Here is a 17,992-nt window from a genome sequence, read left to right on the forward strand (position 1 = left end):
ATGAAGCTTTACACAAAAACAGGGGATACGGGTAAAACAAGTCTTATCGGAGGACGCGTTGATAAAGATAGTTTGCGTGTTGAAACGTATGGGGCGATTGATGAATTAAATTCTTTTATTGGTAAAGCAGTAAGTGAATTAGACCAAGCACTTTTCAAAGATATTTTAACAGACCTAGAAACCATTCAACATGAGCTGTTCGATGCTGGTGGTGATCTGGCAAACGTGATGAAAGAACGACATTATAAGCTTACAGAGCAACCAATTGAAGTGCTAGAGGCTCGTATTGATGCACTATCAGATGAAGCGCCACCATTACAACGTTTTATTTTACCAGGAGGGGCCCCAGCAGCTGCGACTTTACACATTGCACGTACGGTTGCTCGTCGAGCAGAGCGTGAAATGGTCACACTTATGAAAGAAGTTGAAGATGTGCCGAAAGTTGTACAAAAATATTTAAATCGATTATCAGATTATTTATTTGCGGCTGCACGTGTTGTAAATGCTCGATTACAGGTTGCGGATGTTGAATATATTCGCAGTGGTAACGTCTTTAAAAACTAAAATATAGTTTTCTACAGAAAGTAAAAAAATGCTACTTTGAAAAAATTCAGGGTGGCTTTTTTTCTTGTAAAATGTAAGAATATAAAATTATCAGAAATATTTCCGTTTTATGTTGACTGAATGCTCACTCATTTATTAGAATAGGAATATAATATCGAAATGATGAACATTTTCGTATGAGCTAGCAAATTTATCACAAAGAGAGAAAAATTACGACAAACAAGGGGGGATCAACCATGAGTCCATTATTAATTGCTAACATTGTCTTAACAGTCGTGGTTGTACTTTATGCAGTAGGATTGTTCTTCTATCTGTTGAAAACACGCTATAAGTATGTGCAGTTGGGGAAAAAGGTTGAGTTTGATGAAAGTGTAAAAGAGCGTCTTCGCTATATTATGGTCAACGTATTTGGCCAAAATAAGCTATTAAAAGATCCAAAGAGTGGTTTAATCCATGTTATGTTCTTCTATGGATTTTTAATGGTACAGCTAGGGGCAATTGATTTAATTTGGAAAGGATTAGCACCAGGCTCACATTTACCACTAGGTATTTTCTATGGAGTCTTTACATTCTTCCAAGAACTTGTGGTTTTAATGATTTTGGTAGCGGTTGTCTGGGCATTTTACCGCCGCTATGTTGAAAAGCTAGTACGTTTAAAACGTGGCTGGAAAAACGGTCTTGTATTAATTTTCATTGGTGGCTTAATGGTATCGACGTTAATTGCGAATGGTATGGGACTAATTTGGCATGGAGAGGGATTAACTTATACGGAGCCAGTCGCTTCTAGTATTGCTGCTATTTTTGGTTTCCTACCTGCGTCAGTAGCCGCTGGTGTATTTTATGTCATGTGGTGGGCACATTTATTAATTCTTTTAACATTCCTTGTGTATGTACCACAGTCTAAGCATTTCCATTTAATTGTAAGTCCGCTAAATGTTTATATGAATCGTTTAGATCGAACAGGAACTTTAGCACCCATTGATTTCGAAGCATTAGAAAATGCTGAAAGTGAAGAGGATATGCCTTCTATTGGGGTGGGACGCATACAGGACTTCACACAAAAACAAATGCTAGATTTGTATTCTTGTGTAGAATGTGGACGTTGTACAAACATGTGTCCAGCAACAGGGACAGGAAAAATGCTGTCTCCTATGGATTTAATCGTGAAATTACGAGATCATTTAACATTTACAGGTGCTGTTGTAACTAAGCAAAAGCCTTGGGTGCCTTATCAATTCTTTGCCAATACAAAGGGAAATCAGCTTGCGATGGCAGCTGGTGCTGAAGGTGCAGTGATTGAAGATATCTACAGCCCAGCATTAATTGGTGATGTGATTACAGAGGAAGAGATTTGGGCTTGTACGACTTGTCGTAACTGTGAAGATCAATGTCCAGTAATGAACGAGCATGTCGATAAAATTATTGATTTACGTCGTTATTTAACAATGACAGAGGGAAAAGTAAATCCTGATGCGCAACGTGCGATGACGAATATCGAGAGACAGGGAAATCCTTGGGGACTAAACCGTAAAGAAAAAGAAAATTGGCGTGATCTAGATCCAACTATCAATATCCCTACAGTAAAAGAATTGAAAAAGTCTGGCGAGGAAATGGAATACCTATTATGGGTTGGGTCAATGGGAGCATTTGATAACCGCTCTCAAAAAATTGCATTAGCATTCTGTCGTCTATTAAACGAAGCAGGTGTGAAGTTCGCAATTTTAGGAAATAAAGAGAAGAACTCTGGTGATACGCCTCGTCGTTTAGGAAATGAATTCTTATTCCAAGAGCTAGCTACCGCCAATATCGATGAGTTTGTTAAAAATGACGTGAAAAAAATTGTTACAATCGACCCTCATGCATACAATATCTTTAAAAATGAATACCAAGATTTTGGTTGGAAAGGCGAAGTATATCATCATACTGAATTATTAAATCAGCTGATTGAAGAGAATCGTCTAGCATTAAATCACGAGGTGCATGAAACAATAGTTTTCCATGATTCATGTTATTTAGGTCGTTACAATGATGTCTATGATGCACCACGAGAAATTTTGCGTGGCATTCCTGGAGTGAAGTTAGTCGAAATGGAACGTAATCGAGAAACAGCGATGTGCTGTGGTGCAGGTGGAGGTCTTATGTGGATGGAGGAGCATGTCGGCAATCGTATTAACGTAGCCCGTACAGAACAGGCTTTAGCAACCAATGCATCAGTTATTTCATCTGGCTGTCCTTACTGCTTAACAATGCTGGAGGATGGTACAAAGGCTAAAGAAGTGGAAGACTCAATTGGCACATTCGACGTAGCAGAGTTATTGGAGCGTTCAGTGTTTGGAGAAAAAGTAAAGACTGCCGACAACACTACTGAGGAAGTAGAAGACACAATGGAAGAAGTTGTGATGACAGTTGAAAATACAAATCAAAATGAGAATACTGAAATAAGCGCAGAAAAATGATTGCTATTGTAGAAATATTTTAGTTATCTGAAAAATATAAATTGCACAATAAAAAATTGTTTTGTAGAATAAGATTAAATGGAAATGGGAGTTGAAATAAAAACTCCCATTTTTCATCGATAGAAGTCGAGCGAGCGTTCAGTCAATAAAATGCTTCACTACTTCATCGAGAACGTAAAACAAAAGGGGTGTTTTACTTGAATAGAGCAGTAATATTAGCAGGAGCAAGAACGGCATTTGGTAAATTTGGTGGTTCTTTATCAGCAGTACATGCAAGTGATTTAGGAGCCACTGCAATTAAGGGTGCATTAGAGAAATCCAATGTGAGACTTGATGAAGTCGATGAGGTAATTTTAGGCTCGGTTTTACAAGGGGGACAGGGGCAAATTCCTTCTCGACAAGCGGCAATAAAAGCAAATTTACCAATAGGGGTAAAAACAGAAACTATTAATAAAGTCTGTGCGTCTGGGATGCGTGCAGTGACATTAGCAGATCAACTGATTCGCTTAGGGGACGAAGAAGTGATTGTAGCTGGTGGAATGGAGTCCATGTCTAATGCACCGTATTATCTGTTAAATGGTCGAACGGGCTTACGAATGGGTGATTCAACGATGGTCGATGGGATGCTTTATGATGGGCTAACATGTGCTTTCGATCCAGCAAGACCACATATGGGCAGCTATGGTAACTCGACAGCAAAAGAATTCTCTCTAAGTCGTGAGGAACAGGACGCTTGGTCAGTTCGAAGCCATGAACGTGCACTAGCAGCGATGGACAAAGGATATTTTGCAGAAGAGATCGTTCCTGTTGAAATTCCTCAACGAAAAGGTGAGCCACTTGTTGTGATTAAAGATGAGGCACCAAGACCAGGTACTTCTTTAGAAATACTGGCAAAGCTTAAACCAGCCTTTGATAAGGATGGTACCATTACTGCAGGTAATGCACCTGGTGTAAATGACGGAGCATGTGCACTCGTCATGATGAACGAGGAACGTGCCATACGCGAAGGTAGAGAACCATTGGCAATAATTATAGGTCATGAAGAGCTAGCGATTGAGCCAGAAAATTTCCCTCAAACACCAGGTCTGGTCATTAATAAGCTATTGAAAAAGACGAATAAGTCATTAGCGGATATTGATTTGTTTGAAATCAATGAAGCCTTTGCAGCAGTAGCTTTAGTGAGTAAGCAGTTAGCGGATCTAGATGCAGAAAAGGTGAATGTTAATGGTGGCGCCGTTGCTTTAGGACATCCAATCGGGGCTTCTGGAGCACGTATCATTTTAACGCTTGCACAGGAATTGAAGCGTCGGGGCGGTGGTATCGGCATTGCGGCTATTTGTTCAGGTGGTGGACAAGGCGATGCAATCATGATTGAAGTACCGAAAACAGGGGGACTGAACTGATGGGAATTCAAAAAGTAATGGTCATTGGTGCAGGGCAAATGGGCTCTGGCATTGCACAGGTTTGTGCACAAGCAGGCTTTGACGTGAAATTGAACGATATTAAACAAGAGTTTTACGAGCGTGGACTAGGCGTTATTGTTAAAAACCTATCACGTGATGTTGAAAAGGGTCGTAAAACAGAGGATGAAAAGACGGCAATTCTGGGTCGCATTACGATGTCACTAGATTTACAGGATGCTAGTGATGTAGATATTGTCATTGAGGCAGCTGTAGAAAATATGGAAGTGAAGCAGTCTATTTTTAAACAACTCGATCGTATTGCGCAGGCACATGCTATATTAGCTACCAATACTTCTTCACTACCTATTACAGAAATTGCCGCTGTAACAAATCGACCAGAGCAAGTTATTGGCATGCACTTTATGAATCCTGTACCTGTCATGAAGCTTGTAGAAATTATCCGTGGTTTAGCCACAACCGATGAAGTATACAAAGCGGTGGAAGAGATGACAGTCAAGTTATCGAAGACGCCAGTTGAAGTGAATGACTTTCCAGGATTCATTTCAAACCGAATTTTACTTCCGATGATTAATGAAGCTATTTATGCTTTATACGAAGGGGTAGCATCGAAAGAAGCGATTGACGATGTCATGAAGCTTGGAATGAACCATCCAATGGGACCGCTAACATTGGCGGATTTCATTGGTTTAGATACTTGTCTCTCCATTATGGAGATTTTACATGAGGGCCTAGGAGATAGTAAATATCGACCTTGTCCACTGCTTCGTAAATATGTAGCAGCTGGTTGGCTAGGAAAGAAATCTGGAAGAGGCTTTTATATTTACGAATAATCCTATGGGGATGGGGTTATCGAATTGCTACAGGACAACTTAGAGGGGTGACATAATAGATGCATTTGCAATTTACAGATGAGCAAATTATGATGCGCGATATGGTTCGTAATTTTGCTCAAGAAAAAATTCAACCATGGGTAGAGCGAATGGAAGCTGGGGAGTTTCCACGTGAGTTACTTCAGCAAATGGGTGAGCTTGGTTTAATGGGTATCACAACGCCAGAAGAGCTTGGAGGCTCTGGCATGGATTTTACGTCGTATATTATTGCGATTCATGAATTATCAAAGGTAAGCGCTGTAATGGGCGTTATTTTATCGGTGCATACCTCAGTTGGAACAAATCCAATCATTTACTTTGGGAATGAGGAGCAAAAGAAACGCTATGTACCTAAACTTGCAGCAGGGGAATATTTAGGTGCTTTTTGTTTAACAGAACCAGGTGCTGGTTCGGATGCAGGCTCTCTTCAATCAAAAGCAGTACGTGATGGTGATGAATATGTCATTAATGGCTCCAAAGTATTTATTACTAATGGTGGGGAGGCTGATGTGTATATTGTATTCGCATCAACGAATCCTACAGAAAAAACAAGAGGCATTTCTGCTTTTATTGTGGAAAAGGGAACACCAGGCTTAATTATTGGAAAAGACGAACATAAAATGGGCTTGCATGGCTCTCGTACAGTTCAACTAACCTTTGATAATTGCCGAATCCCTGCCGACAACCTCTTAGGGGAAGAGGGAGAAGGCTTCAAAATAGCGATGGCTAATTTAGATGTGGGCCGCATTGGTATTGCGGCACAGGCTTTAGGGATAGCTGAAGCGGCACTTGAGGCAGCTTCTGCTTATGCTAAAGAACGTGTTCAATTTGGTAAACCAATTGTTGCTCAACAAGGCGTTAGCTTTAAACTTGCCGACATGGCAACAGCTGTTGAATCATCCAAACTACTAGTCTACCGTGCTGCAGATTTACGTGCAAAAGGTTTACCGTGTGGTGCAGAAGCTTCAATGGCGAAACTATTTGCATCACGAACAGCTGTCCAAACGGCGATAGAGGCTGTTCAAGTATTCGGTGGCTATGGTTATACAGAAGATTACCCAGTAGAGCGATATTTCCGCGATGCCAAGGTAACTGAAATATATGAAGGAACAAGTGAAATTCAAAGACTAGTCATTAGTAAACATTTACTGAAATAGAGCCTGGTATAAGGTAATTGTAGCTAATACAAATGAATCAAATGTGCCAAAGAGGATGGGAATCGTTCGATATAGAAAGAGAACCGCTTAATAAAATGCTAAATCTAATTTAACATTATTCAGAGCAGAGTCTAATAAAAAGGGGAAATGGACAATGAACTTTCAGTTAACAGAAGAGCATGAGCAATTACGTGAAATGATTCGAGATTTCGCTATTAATGAAGTGGCTCCAACAGCAGCAGAACGTGATGAAAATGAAGAATTTGACCGCGCCATTTTCGATAAAATGGCGGAGCTTGGATTAACAGGTATTCCATGGCCAGAGGAATATGGCGGAGCTGGATTTGATTACCTTGCGTATGTCATTGCTGTTGAAGAATTATCGCGCGTGTGTGCATCAACAGGCGTAACATTATCTGCCCATACATCACTGGCAGGCTGGCCGCTTTATAAGTTCGGTACAGAAGAACAGAAACAAAAGTATCTTCGTCCAATGGCTGAAGGAAAGCATATTGGTGCCTACGGTTTAACAGAACCAGGATCAGGTTCTGATGCGGGTGGTATGAAAACTTACGCAAAGCGTGATGGCGATGATTATATTTTAAACGGCTCAAAAATCTTCATTACCAATGGTGGAGTAGCAGATACATATATTGTATTTGCAGTAACAGATCCTGAAGCCAAAAACGGTACATCAGCATTTATTGTTGAAGCTGGTTTTGAAGGCTTTTCGGTAGGTAAGAAGGAGAAGAAATTAGGGATTCGTTCATCTCCTACGACAGAAATTATTTTCGACAACTGTCGTGTGCCGAAAGAAAATTTACTAGGAGCTGAAGGGGAAGGCTTTAAGATTGCGATGACGACACTGGATGGTGGACGTAATGGAATTGCGGCTCAAGCTGTAGGAATTGCACAAGGAGCACTTGATGCAGCAGTTGACTATGCAAAAGAACGTGTCCAATTTGGTAAACCAATCACGGCAAATCAAGGTGTGTCCTTTAAGCTAGCGGATATGGCAACTCAAATTGAGGCATCTCGACTTCTTACATACCAAGCGGCTTGGTTAGAATCTAATAACCTACCATATGGTAAGGCATCTGCAATGGCGAAATTAATGGCTGGCGATACGGCGATGAGTGTAACGACGGAGGCGGTTCAAGTATTTGGTGGTTATGGTTATACAAAAGATTATCCAGTAGAACGCTTTATGCGTGATGCAAAAATCACACAAATTTATGAAGGTACGCAAGAGATTCAACGACTAGTTATCTCGCGTATGTTAACTAAATAATTGATGACCGAAAAAGATAAAAGGCCCCAAGTACAGTCAACTGTAAAAGATGAAAATTTAATCGCCATTCGTCGTGAGCAAATGATTCAGGGAGCTATTAAGTTATTCAAAGAAAAAGGCTTCCATCGGGCCACAACGAGAGAAATCGCAAAAGCTGCAGGCTTTAGTATCGGTACCTTATATGAGTACATTCGAACAAAAGAGGATGTTCTTTACCTTGTATGTGATAGTATCTATCATCATGCAATGGAACGACTTTCAAGTTACGAGATTAAAGCAGGAACAATCGAAGAGCTGAAGGAAATGATCCGAGAATACTTCCTTCAAATCGATAGCATGGTTGATGAGCTCACAATCATGTATCAAGAAACAAAATCATTATCAAAAGAAGCGCAACGTTATGTCTTTAGTAAAGAGTTTGAAATGGTTGCTACTTTTGAAAGATTGCTAAAGCGCTGTGTACAGTCTGGTGACATATCAATGACAGACAAGCAGATTCATTTAGCAGCCAATAATTTAGTGGTGTCTGGACAAAGTTGGGCATTCCGCAAATGGGCATTACATCGCCAACATTCAATTGATGAGTTTATCGACATGCAAATCACATTGTTCATTTCAGGCATAAAGGGGTTTTAATATTTCGTTAGGGGGTTGTCGGTAATTGCATAAAGCGACATTGCAATTGCCGGCTTTTTTTATTCATTAAGGGGAGAGAGTGGGGATTTCATATGACAAAGGTAGAAGTATATCGTCCAAAAAATCACGTACGTTTTGTGACAGCATCGAGTCTTTTTGATGGACATGATGCTTCGGTCAATATTATGCGACGCATTTTGCAATCGAGCGGTGTAGAAGTAATCCATTTAGGTCATAACCGATCAGTTGAAGAAGTCGTAAATGCTGCGATACAAGAGGATGCGCAAGGTATTGCTATTTCTTCTTATCAAGGCGGGCATATGGAATACTTTAAATATATGTATGATTTACTGCGTGAAAAAGGGGCACCACATATAAAAATATATGGCGGTGGGGGTGGAGTAATTCTACCGCGTGAAATAAAAGAGCTTCATTCTTACGGCATTGCAGGAATTTTTTCGCCAGAGGATGGCCGTGTTTTAGGGCTTCAAGGAATGATTAATGAGCAAATTAAAGGAACAGATTTTCCTACTGCAACTGGTAGCTATTTAGAAAAATTAGAGTCTTTAACAACAGAGACTCCAGAAATTTTAGCTAATTTAATTACAGCTGCCGAGTCAAATGACGATGAAGACACGAAAAAAATGCTGGAGGAAGCACGGAAGCGTTCAAAAGGAACACCTGTTATGGGAATCACCGGAACAGGAGGAGCAGGTAAATCTTCATTAACGGATGAACTAATCCGCCGCTTCTTAAAAGAATTCCCGGAAAAACGTGTGGCAATTTTGTCCGTCGATCCAACAAAGCAAAAAACGGGTGGGGCATTACTTGGAGATCGTATTCGTATGAATGCCATCTTTAATAACCGTGTCTATATGCGTAGTTTAGCCACACGAGGCTCTCGTACGGAATTAACCGCATCCATTGGGGACGTAATAGATGTAGTACGTGTAGCAGGTTATGATTTAATTATCGTTGAAACAAGTGGTATTGGTCAGGGTGATGCCGAGATTACAAAATATACCGATTTATCGATGTATGTGATGACTAGTGAGTTCGGTGCACCAACACAGCTTGAGAAGATTGATATGATTGATTTTGCAGATGTTATTGCTATTAATAAATTCGAGCGTAAAGGTTCAGAGGACGCACTACGCCAAGTACAAAAACAATATCAGCGTTCGCGAGAACTTTGGGATGAATCACTTGATAATATGCCAGTTTACGGTACAATTGCTAGCCAATTTAATGATAAAGGAACAAATGCATTATTTGCCGCGCTAGTGCAAATCATTAACCAAAAAGTGGGTAGCGATTGGGAAACGAGCTATGAGCAATTTGCTAAAACACAAAAGCAAGATGTAATTATTCCAAATGATCGTCGTTATTATTTACGAGAGCTTACTGATACAGTGCGTGGCTATCATAAAAAAACAGAGCAGCAGGTAGCATTTGCTCGTCGTCTATTCCAATTAGAGGGGGCTATCGCTGCTGTTAAGGAAAAAGCACCGGATGATGCACTTATCACATCGCTTAATTCTTTAGCAGAAGGTGTCCGAGACGAATTAACGGCTGAATCCAAGCGTATATTAGACAATTGGCAAGCTTTAAAGGATGCGTATGCTGGGGATGAATTTGTGACGAAAGTTCGTGATAAAGAGATTCGCACAATATTGAAGACAACAAGTCTTTCAGGTACGAAAATTCCAAAGGTTGTATTACCAAAATTTGAAGACTACGGTGAAATTTTGCGCTGGGTTTATAAAGAAAATGTGCCTGGTGAATTTCCTTATACGGCCGGTGTTTTCCAATTCAAACGCGAGGGAGAAGATCCGAAGCGCCAATTTGCTGGTGAAGGGACACCAGAGCGTACAAATAAACGCTTCCACTATTTATCGAAGGACGATGACGCGAAACGTTTATCTACAGCATTTGATTCCGTAACATTGTACGGGGAGGACCCGGATTATCGACCAGATATTTATGGTAAAGTTGGAGAATCGGGTGTATCAATCTGTACGTTAGAGGATATGAAAAAACTGTATGCAGGCTTTGATTTATGTGCACCATCTACATCTGTATCTATGACAATCAATGGTCCAGCACCTATCATTTTGGCTATGTTCATGAATACAGCGATTGATCAGCAAATAAAATTACGTGAGCAAGAGTTAGGGCGTACTTTGACAGTTGAAGAATTTACAGAGACACGTGAAAAAACACTACAGGTCGTTCGTGGAACAGTGCAAGCAGACATCCTGAAAGAAGATCAAGGTCAAAATACATGTATTTTTTCTACAGAATTTGCCTTACGTATGATGGGGGATATTCAGCAATACTTTATTGACCATAAGGTTCGCAACTACTACTCCGTTTCGATTTCTGGTTATCATATTGCGGAGGCGGGAGCAAATCCTATTTCTCAATTAGCCTTTACTTTAGCGAATGGTTTCACGTATGTAGAATATTATTTAAGCCGAGGCATGAATATTAATGACTTCGCGCCTAACTTATCGTTCTTCTTCTCCAATGGACTTGATCCGGAATATACAGTTATCGGACGTGTAGCTCGTCGTATTTGGGCGATTGTGATGCGTGATAAATATGGTGCAAATGAGCGTGCCCAAAAGCTAAAATATCACATTCAAACTTCAGGTCGTAGTCTACATGCGCAGGAGATTGATTTTAATGATATTCGTACAACATTACAGGCTTTGATGGCCTTACAGGATAACTGTAACTCCCTGCATACAAATGCCTATGATGAGGCGATTACAACACCTACTGAGGAATCTGTACGTCGTGCAATGGCTATTCAAATGATTATTACGAAAGAGCATGGTTTAGCGAAAAACGAAAATCCACTTCAAGGTGCATTTATTGTGGAAGAGCTGACAGATCTTGTAGAGGAGGCTGTCCTCGAAGAATTTGATCGCATCAATGATCGTGGTGGCGTGTTAGGAGCCATGGAGACGCAATATCAGCGAGGGAAAATCCAAGAGGAGTCCATGCATTATGAAATGTTAAAACATTCAGGGGAGTTACCGATTATCGGGGTTAATACTTACTTGAACCCAAACCCAGCTTCTGATGCTGATATTGATAATATGGAAATTGCTCGTGCATCGACGGAAGAGAAGGAAACACAAATTCACAATTTACAAGCTTTCTGGAAGGCCAATGAAGCTAAAAGCGAGGCGGCCATTAAACGATTACAAGAGGTAGCTGTTCATAATGGAAATATCTTCGCGGAATTAATGGAAACTGTCAAAGTAGCTAGCTTGGGACAAATTACGAAAGCTTTATATGAAGTTGGTGGACAATATCGTCGTAATATGTAGCCAGAGATAAACAATTTTACACGTTTACAAATACTTTTTTAATGTATAAGCTTCTCTAGTTTTTTAGTGTCTAGTCTTAGGATTAGGCACTTCTTTTTTTTTTCGCTATAATAGAAATGTAAAAAAAAGGGGAGGCGCGGTAGAGGATGAAATCAGCTATTCACTACATAATTGTATTAGCTTTAGTATTGGGAGCCATTTTCCTGTATAATAAGCAAATTGGCGCTATTCCTTTACTACTATTATCTGTCTATTTGTTTTATCTTGGCATTAAAAAAATGCGTAATATAAAAAACAGTAATTGAAGCTAGCAAAGGGGCTAAAACTTTGTATATAATGGGTATTATGCTTATTGTATGGAAAGTACCTTTTGCGTGGCCATTTTGCTGCGCTTGGAAAATAAAGCACCATGTAATTTTAAAACGTCCATTGTGATGAGGGAAAGGAAGTGCACGAATTGAATTTTCGTGAAATGACAAAGGAACAATTAACAGAAGAGTCGTTAATTAACTTAGCGTATGTAATTTTAAATGAAAAACGTGCCTCAGTAACTTTTAATGATTTGTTAAAAATAATTCAAGAGCTTGTAGGCTACAGTGATGAAGAAATTAAATCCCGCCTACTACAATTTTACACAGATCTTAATGTAGATGGCCGCTTCTTATATAACCAAGAAACAGGCTGGGGCTTACGTGAATGGTTTAAAGTAGAGCAGATTGAGGAAGAAACAGCACCGTCTGTTAAAACTCAAAAGAAAAAATCTAAAGCTTCTGCGGATGAAGATGATGATCTAGAAGAAGATATCGATTTGGATGAAGAAGATATCGACTTCGACGAGGACTATGAAGAATTCGTGGATGAAGAAGAGATAGACGAAGAAGATGAAGATAAAGAAGATATTGATTTTGATGAAGACGAAGATTTAGAAGATATTGAAGAAATCGATGAAGAGTTTATTGATGAAGAAGAAGAGGAGTTCGAAGAAGAAGAGGAAGAAATCTAAAACCTCACTCTTAGAATTTTCTTACTTTTATGCTTGATGTAAAAATTCTTGACTTCTATCACGGTTACGTTTAATCTTTTACTTGGGCTCCTTAAAAAAGGAGAAAGACCGTGTATATAATACGCTCCCCCTGCAGACCTTGCAGGAGGAGCGTTTTTTTTGTTTTTAACTTTATTCAGACTAGCTCTCCCATACTTTTTGTGCGGATATGAATATAAATGTTTTAAAGTATTCATGTTGTATAGTAAACGGTGACTGAATAAATGTTAAAGTTTTAAGGTTTAAAGGAAAGTGGAAAAGAGATAGAAACGATGACAGCTTCGAATCGACTACAAATTTGTAGACATTCTCGGCTTTTCTTTTTTTAGGGTGTTTGACTGTCAGATGTTCTAATCCCTAACAAAACAACTTATCTAGCAATTCTAAAGGAGGAATTTTTTCATGACGAAGTATATTTTTGTAACAGGTGGGGTTGTATCATCACTTGGAAAAGGGATTGTTGCAGCATCTCTAGGCCGTTTATTAAAAAACCGCGGTTTAGAAGTTACGATTCAAAAATTTGACCCATATATTAATATTGATCCAGGTACAATGAGTCCTTATCAACATGGTGAGGTTTTTGTAACAGATGATGGTGCTGAGGCTGACTTAGATTTAGGACATTATGAACGTTTTATTGATATTAACCTAGGAAAGCATTCTACAGTAACTTCAGGTCGTGTGTATCAATCTGTATTACAGAAGGAACGTCGTGGTGATTACAACGGTGGTACTGTACAAGTTATTCCTCACATTACAAATGAAATTAAAGATCGTATCCAACGTGCTGGTCGCGAGACAAATGCAGACGTTGTTATTACAGAAGTAGGTGGAACAGTAGGCGATATTGAATCCTTACCTTTCCTTGAAGCTATCCGTCAAATGAAAACTAATTTAGGTCATAACAATGTAATGTATATCCACTGTACATTGATTCCTTATATTAAAGCAGCTGGTGAACTAAAAACAAAGCCAACTCAGCATTCCGTAAAAGAGTTACGTTCTTTAGGTATTCAACCAAATATTATCGTTGTGCGTACTGAACAAGAGGTTCCACAAGATATGAAAGAGAAATTAGCTTTATTCTGTGATGTTCAACCACATGAAATTATTGAATCACGTGATGCGGAGCATTTATATGAAGTACCATTAAACCTACATGCCCAAGATATTGATGATATCGTTCTTGACCATTTTGGTATTACAGCTCCAGAAGCTGATATGGAAGAATGGCGTGAGCTGGTAGACAAAGTGAAAAACTTACCAAACAAAAGAAAAGTAGCGTTAGTCGGGAAATATGTAGAACTACAGGATGCTTATATTTCAGTGGTAGAAGCATTGAAGCATGCAGGCTATGTTTATAATTCTGATATTGAAATTGACTGGATTAATGCAGAGCATGTCAATGCTGATAATGTAGCTGCACTATTAAAAGATGCTGATGCGATTTTAGTACCAGGTGGCTTCGGTGATCGTGGTGTAGAAGGGAAAATTTTAGCAACGCAATTTGCGCGTGAAAATAATGTACCTTTCTTAGGTATCTGCTTAGGTATGCAGCTTGCAACAATTGAATATGCACGTAATGTACTAGGCCTAAAAGGTGCTCATTCTACAGAGCTTGATGCAAACACAGAGTACCCAATTATCGACTTCTTACCAGATCAAAATGATAGTGTAGACATTGGCGGAACATTACGTTTAGGATTATACCCATGTAAATTAAAAGACGGATCTAAGGCAAGTGAAGCATATGGCAAAGAGCTTGTTTATGAGCGTCATCGTCATCGTTATGAATTTAACAATGAATATCGTGAAGCAATGGAAGCAGCTGGTCTTGTCTTCTCAGGTACAAGCCCTGATGGTAAGCTAGTTGAAATTATTGAGCTACCAGAGAATAATTTCTTTGTAGCATGTCAATTCCACCCAGAGTTAGTGTCACGACCAAATCGTCCACAACCTCTGTTCCGTGACTTTATCGGCGCAACATTTAAATAAACAAAAAAGAGTTGTCTCGGAATATGAGACAACTCTTTTTAATTGAATTATTACAATTCTTCCTCATCAAAACCAAGCATATCATCATAGGCCATTTTGACAGCCTCATAAACAAAAAGCCCTGCAAGTGCATGTGGTACAACTATCCGTTGACCTAAATCATTTGGCAATAAACCACCCTTTATACGAGTAGAAACATACGTATAGGCTAAGTCCATAAGAGGGTTTTCTGCACTGGCTGGTTCACTTGCAACAGCAGCGAAGGGAATAAATTGTGTATTTAATTTCTGAGCTAAAGCTAGTGCTTCTTCATCGTGTGCACTACGAGTAAAAATGCAAACTCGATCAGCTTCTGTTAAGTTTGTATCAGAAGTCCAAGGAGCTAACTTACTAAATGGTTCCACTGCTTGCAGAGCATTTAATTCCACTGTCTGCATTTCTCCAAAGCAAGCGAAATAGACATTACCTTCGCCAATTGCAGCTTGTGCCAATAGCCTTGCAGTCTCCTCGATAGCATCCTCTTCATTTTGTGTAATTCTTTGTAATAATCCACTTACTTGTGTTGTTAGAATTTTTGACATGATCCCACCTCTACCCATATTATAGGGGTGAAAAAGGTAGAAAGCAAAAGCAGATAATTTATAATACTAGAAGGTATTAAGCTGAAAAAGTAGAATTATACATAATAAAGAATATTTTTGTGTAAGAATAAAATATAAAAAGGGCGGAATGAAATGTGAAACGATTACTAATTGTCGATGATCAGCAGGGAATTCGTTTGCTTTTAAATGAAGTGCTGAAAAAGGAAGGATATGTTACATATTTAGCAGCCAATGGCTTAGAGGCATTAAAGTATGCAGATGAACAAGACATGGATTGCGTATTACTAGATATGAAGATACCCGGAATGGATGGTATCGAAATTTTAAGACGTTTAAAAGAAAAGTTCCCAAAGCTTCCTGTATTTATGATGACAGCGTATGGCGAGCTAGATGTTGTACAAGAAGCTTTAAATCTAGGAGCGATTCGTTACTTTACGAAGCCTTTTGATATTTTTGAAGTACGTGATGAAGTCAACAAAGCGTTACAAGCATAAAGAACAGGCAGTGAGTACACGGCCTGTTTTCTTTATGCTTAAAAAAAGAGGGAGATTTTTTCAGGTTCAAGCGCTGTGGTTTAGTTGCCTACACATTGGCGCACACTGTTGCTTCGTGATACTGCGCTTTCGTGTAGAAAATAATAGCCCCTGCTTTTCAGGTTCAAGCGCCGTGGTTTAGTTGCCTACACATTGGCGCACACTGTTGCTTCGTGATACTACGCTTTCGTGTAGAAAATAATAGCCCCTGCTTTTCAGGTTCAAGCGCCGTCGTTACGTTGCACTGCACTTTGTCGACACTGCCGCTACGTTGCACTGCGCTTTCGTGTAGAAAATAATAGCCCCTGCTTTTCAGGGGCTATTATTTTTGCTATGATTGAGGAGCATATTTATGTAGAAAGAATAGTCCTAAGAGGAGGATTTTTAGTATGGCATTAGTATCTATGAAAGAGATGTTAATTAAAGCAAAAGCAGAGGGTTATGCTGTTGGTCAATTCAACATTAACAACCTTGAGTGGACACAAGCAATTTTACAAGCAGCTGAAGAAGAAAAATCTCCAGTGATTCTTGGTGTATCTGAAGGTGCAGGGAAATACATGGGCGGATTTATTTCTGTTGTTCACATGGTAAAGGGTTTAATGGAATCCTATGGTACTACAGTTCCAGTAGCCATTCATCTTGACCATGGTTCTAGCTTTGCAAAATGTAAAGAGGCAATTGATGCAGGCTTTACTTCTGTGATGATTGATGCTTCACACCATCCATTTGAGGAAAATGTGAAAATTACTTCAGAAGTAGTAGAATATGCACATGCTAAAGGCGTTTCTGTAGAAGCGGAATTAGGAACAGTTGGTGGAGATGAAGATGGCGTAATCGGCGGTATTATTTATGCTGACCCTGAAGAATGCCGTAAAATGGTTGAGCTTACAGACATCGACTGCTTAGCGCCAGCACTTGGCTCAGTACATGGTCCTTACAAAGGAGAACCAAATCTAGGCTTCAAGGAAATGGAAGAAATCTCTAAATTGGCAGATCTTCCGTTAGTATTACATGGTGGTACAGGTATTCCAACAAAAGATATCCAACGTTCTATTTCATTAGGTACAGCAAAAATTAACGTTAATACTGAAAATCAAATTGAAGCAACAAAAGCAATCCGTGAGATTCTTGACAATGACAAAGTTGTTTACGATCCTCGTAAATTCCTTGGTCCTGCAAGAGAAGCAATTAAAGCAACGGTTATTGGTAAAATTCGCGAATTTGGTAGTGCACAAAAAGCATAATTTTTGCATTTAATATGTTACAAAAGCATAGATAAATACACATAATAAGAGAAGTGTTGATGCTTTCAATCGACCTTCTCTTGTTTTTGAAATAAAGAAATTTTGGAAAAATATTTAATAATATAAGAAAAATGATCAGGAGGAAATAATATGAAATTTTTTATTGATACAGCAAATTTTGAAGAGATTAAAGAGGCACATGCATGGGGGATTTTATCAGGAGTTACAACAAACCCATCATTAGTGGCTAAAGAAGAAAATGTTTCTTTCCATGATCGTCTTCGTGAAATTGCTGAGCTTGTCGATGGCTCGGTAAGCGGAGAAGTTATTGCATTGGATGCAGAAGGAATGATTAAAGAGGGCTTGGAATTAGCTGCTATTGCTCCTAACATTACAGTGAAACTACCAATGACTCCAGCGGGATTAGAAGCTTGTCGTTTCTTTGCAAACAAAGGAATTAAAACAAACGTAACATTAATTTTTAGTGCAAACCAAGCATTAATGGCTGCGCGTGCAGGTGCTACATATGTATCACCATTTATCGGCCGTTTAGATGACATTGGTCAAAATGGTGTAGAGCTAATTGAAACAATTGCTGACATGTTTACAATTCATAATATTGATACACAAATTATTGCTGCCTCTGTTCGTCACCCTCAGCACGTTACGGCTGCAGCTTTAGCTGGCGCGCATATTTCAACAACTCCATTTAAAGTTTTAAAACAACTTTTCCACCATCCATTAACGGAAAAAGGAATTGAAGGATTTTTAGCGGATTGGAATAAGAGAAAAGGCGAATAATAAGAATATACAGTGAGCCAATTGCAAAAAATACTAC

General features: G+C 39.2%; 15 protein-coding genes. 14 read left to right on the top strand and 1 reads right to left on the bottom strand.

Annotation, left to right across the window (positions count from 1 at the left end; translation table 11 throughout):
* The 11 genes from AC3CH7_RS22030 (at position 1) to pyrG (ending at position 14,775) form a co-directional block, all read left to right on the top strand.
* Complete coding sequence (locus tag AC3CH7_RS22030; protein WP_031418478.1) at positions 1 to 564, top strand: cob(I)yrinic acid a,c-diamide adenosyltransferase; 564 nt, start codon at positions 1 to 3, stop codon at positions 562 to 564.
* Positions 565 to 800: 236 nt separating this feature from the next.
* Entirely contained in the window at positions 801 to 3,020 is a 2,220-nt protein-coding gene (locus AC3CH7_RS22035) for a heterodisulfide reductase-related iron-sulfur binding cluster (RefSeq protein ID WP_207889618.1), read from the top strand.
* 197 nt (positions 3,021 to 3,217) lie between these two features.
* Positions 3,218 to 4,423, top strand: coding sequence for an acetyl-CoA C-acetyltransferase (locus AC3CH7_RS22040; protein WP_031418481.1), 1,206 nt, complete (start codon positions 3,218 to 3,220; stop codon positions 4,421 to 4,423).
* Positions 4,423 to 5,274 carry a 3-hydroxybutyryl-CoA dehydrogenase gene (locus AC3CH7_RS22045; RefSeq protein WP_012292727.1) on the top strand — a complete coding sequence of 284 codons (852 nt, stop codon included), beginning with the start codon at positions 4,423 to 4,425 and terminating at the stop codon, positions 5,272 to 5,274. The genes AC3CH7_RS22040 and AC3CH7_RS22045 overlap by 1 nt, the downstream gene beginning before the upstream one ends.
* A 59-nt stretch (positions 5,275 to 5,333) precedes the next feature.
* Positions 5,334 to 6,470: an acyl-CoA dehydrogenase gene (locus AC3CH7_RS22050; protein WP_012292728.1), complete on the top strand. Its 1,137-nt coding sequence runs from the start codon at positions 5,334 to 5,336 to the stop codon at positions 6,468 to 6,470.
* Between the two features lie 154 nt (positions 6,471 to 6,624).
* A complete protein-coding gene (locus AC3CH7_RS22055; RefSeq protein WP_031418482.1) occupies positions 6,625 to 7,761 on the top strand; it encodes an acyl-CoA dehydrogenase in 1,137 nt (378 codons plus the stop codon).
* Between the two features lie 3 nt (positions 7,762 to 7,764).
* A complete protein-coding gene (locus AC3CH7_RS22060; protein WP_012292730.1) occupies positions 7,765 to 8,397 on the top strand; it encodes a TetR/AcrR family transcriptional regulator in 633 nt (210 codons plus the stop codon).
* Between the two features lie 92 nt (positions 8,398 to 8,489).
* Entirely contained in the window at positions 8,490 to 11,738 is a 3,249-nt protein-coding gene (icmF, locus tag AC3CH7_RS22065; protein ID WP_031418484.1) for a fused isobutyryl-CoA mutase/GTPase IcmF, read from the top strand.
* 146 nt (positions 11,739 to 11,884) lie between these two features.
* On the top strand, positions 11,885 to 12,043 hold the full coding sequence (locus AC3CH7_RS22070) for a hypothetical protein (RefSeq protein ID WP_012292732.1): 159 nt from the start codon (positions 11,885 to 11,887) through the stop codon (positions 12,041 to 12,043).
* A 152-nt stretch (positions 12,044 to 12,195) separates the two neighbouring features.
* The gene (gene rpoE / locus AC3CH7_RS22075) at positions 12,196 to 12,741 is read left to right on the top strand and encodes a DNA-directed RNA polymerase subunit delta (RefSeq protein ID WP_031418485.1); all 546 of its coding nucleotides are present in this window, start codon (positions 12,196 to 12,198) and stop codon (positions 12,739 to 12,741) included.
* Between the two features lie 441 nt (positions 12,742 to 13,182).
* Entirely contained in the window at positions 13,183 to 14,775 is a 1,593-nt protein-coding gene (pyrG, locus tag AC3CH7_RS22080) for a CTP synthase (protein ID WP_012292734.1), read from the top strand.
* A gap of 50 nt (positions 14,776 to 14,825) precedes the next feature.
* Here pyrG and AC3CH7_RS22085 read toward each other — a convergent pair whose 3' ends face one another.
* Positions 14,826 to 15,356: a DUF2529 family protein gene (locus AC3CH7_RS22085; protein ID WP_031418486.1), complete on the bottom strand. Its 531-nt coding sequence runs from the start codon at positions 15,354 to 15,356 to the stop codon at positions 14,826 to 14,828.
* Positions 15,357 to 15,511: 155 nt separating this feature from the next.
* On the opposite strand from AC3CH7_RS22085, the gene AC3CH7_RS22090 reads away from it, so the two are divergent.
* The 3 genes from AC3CH7_RS22090 to fsa all read left to right on the top strand — a co-directional run bounded on the left by AC3CH7_RS22090 (position 15,512) and on the right by fsa (position 17,955).
* On the top strand, positions 15,512 to 15,871 hold the full coding sequence (locus AC3CH7_RS22090) for a response regulator (RefSeq protein WP_012292736.1): 360 nt from the start codon (positions 15,512 to 15,514) through the stop codon (positions 15,869 to 15,871).
* Positions 15,872 to 16,299: 428 nt separating this feature from the next.
* Positions 16,300 to 17,154, top strand: a complete 855-nt coding sequence (locus AC3CH7_RS22095) for a class II fructose-bisphosphate aldolase (protein WP_031418488.1) — start codon at positions 16,300 to 16,302, stop codon at positions 17,152 to 17,154.
* Between the two features lie 150 nt (positions 17,155 to 17,304).
* The gene (gene fsa, locus AC3CH7_RS22100) at positions 17,305 to 17,955 is read left to right on the top strand and encodes a fructose-6-phosphate aldolase (RefSeq protein WP_012292738.1); all 651 of its coding nucleotides are present in this window, start codon (positions 17,305 to 17,307) and stop codon (positions 17,953 to 17,955) included.
* Positions 17,956 to 17,992 lie beyond the last annotated feature (37 nt).

It is taken from the genome of Lysinibacillus sp. F12 (genome assembly GCF_057773605.1).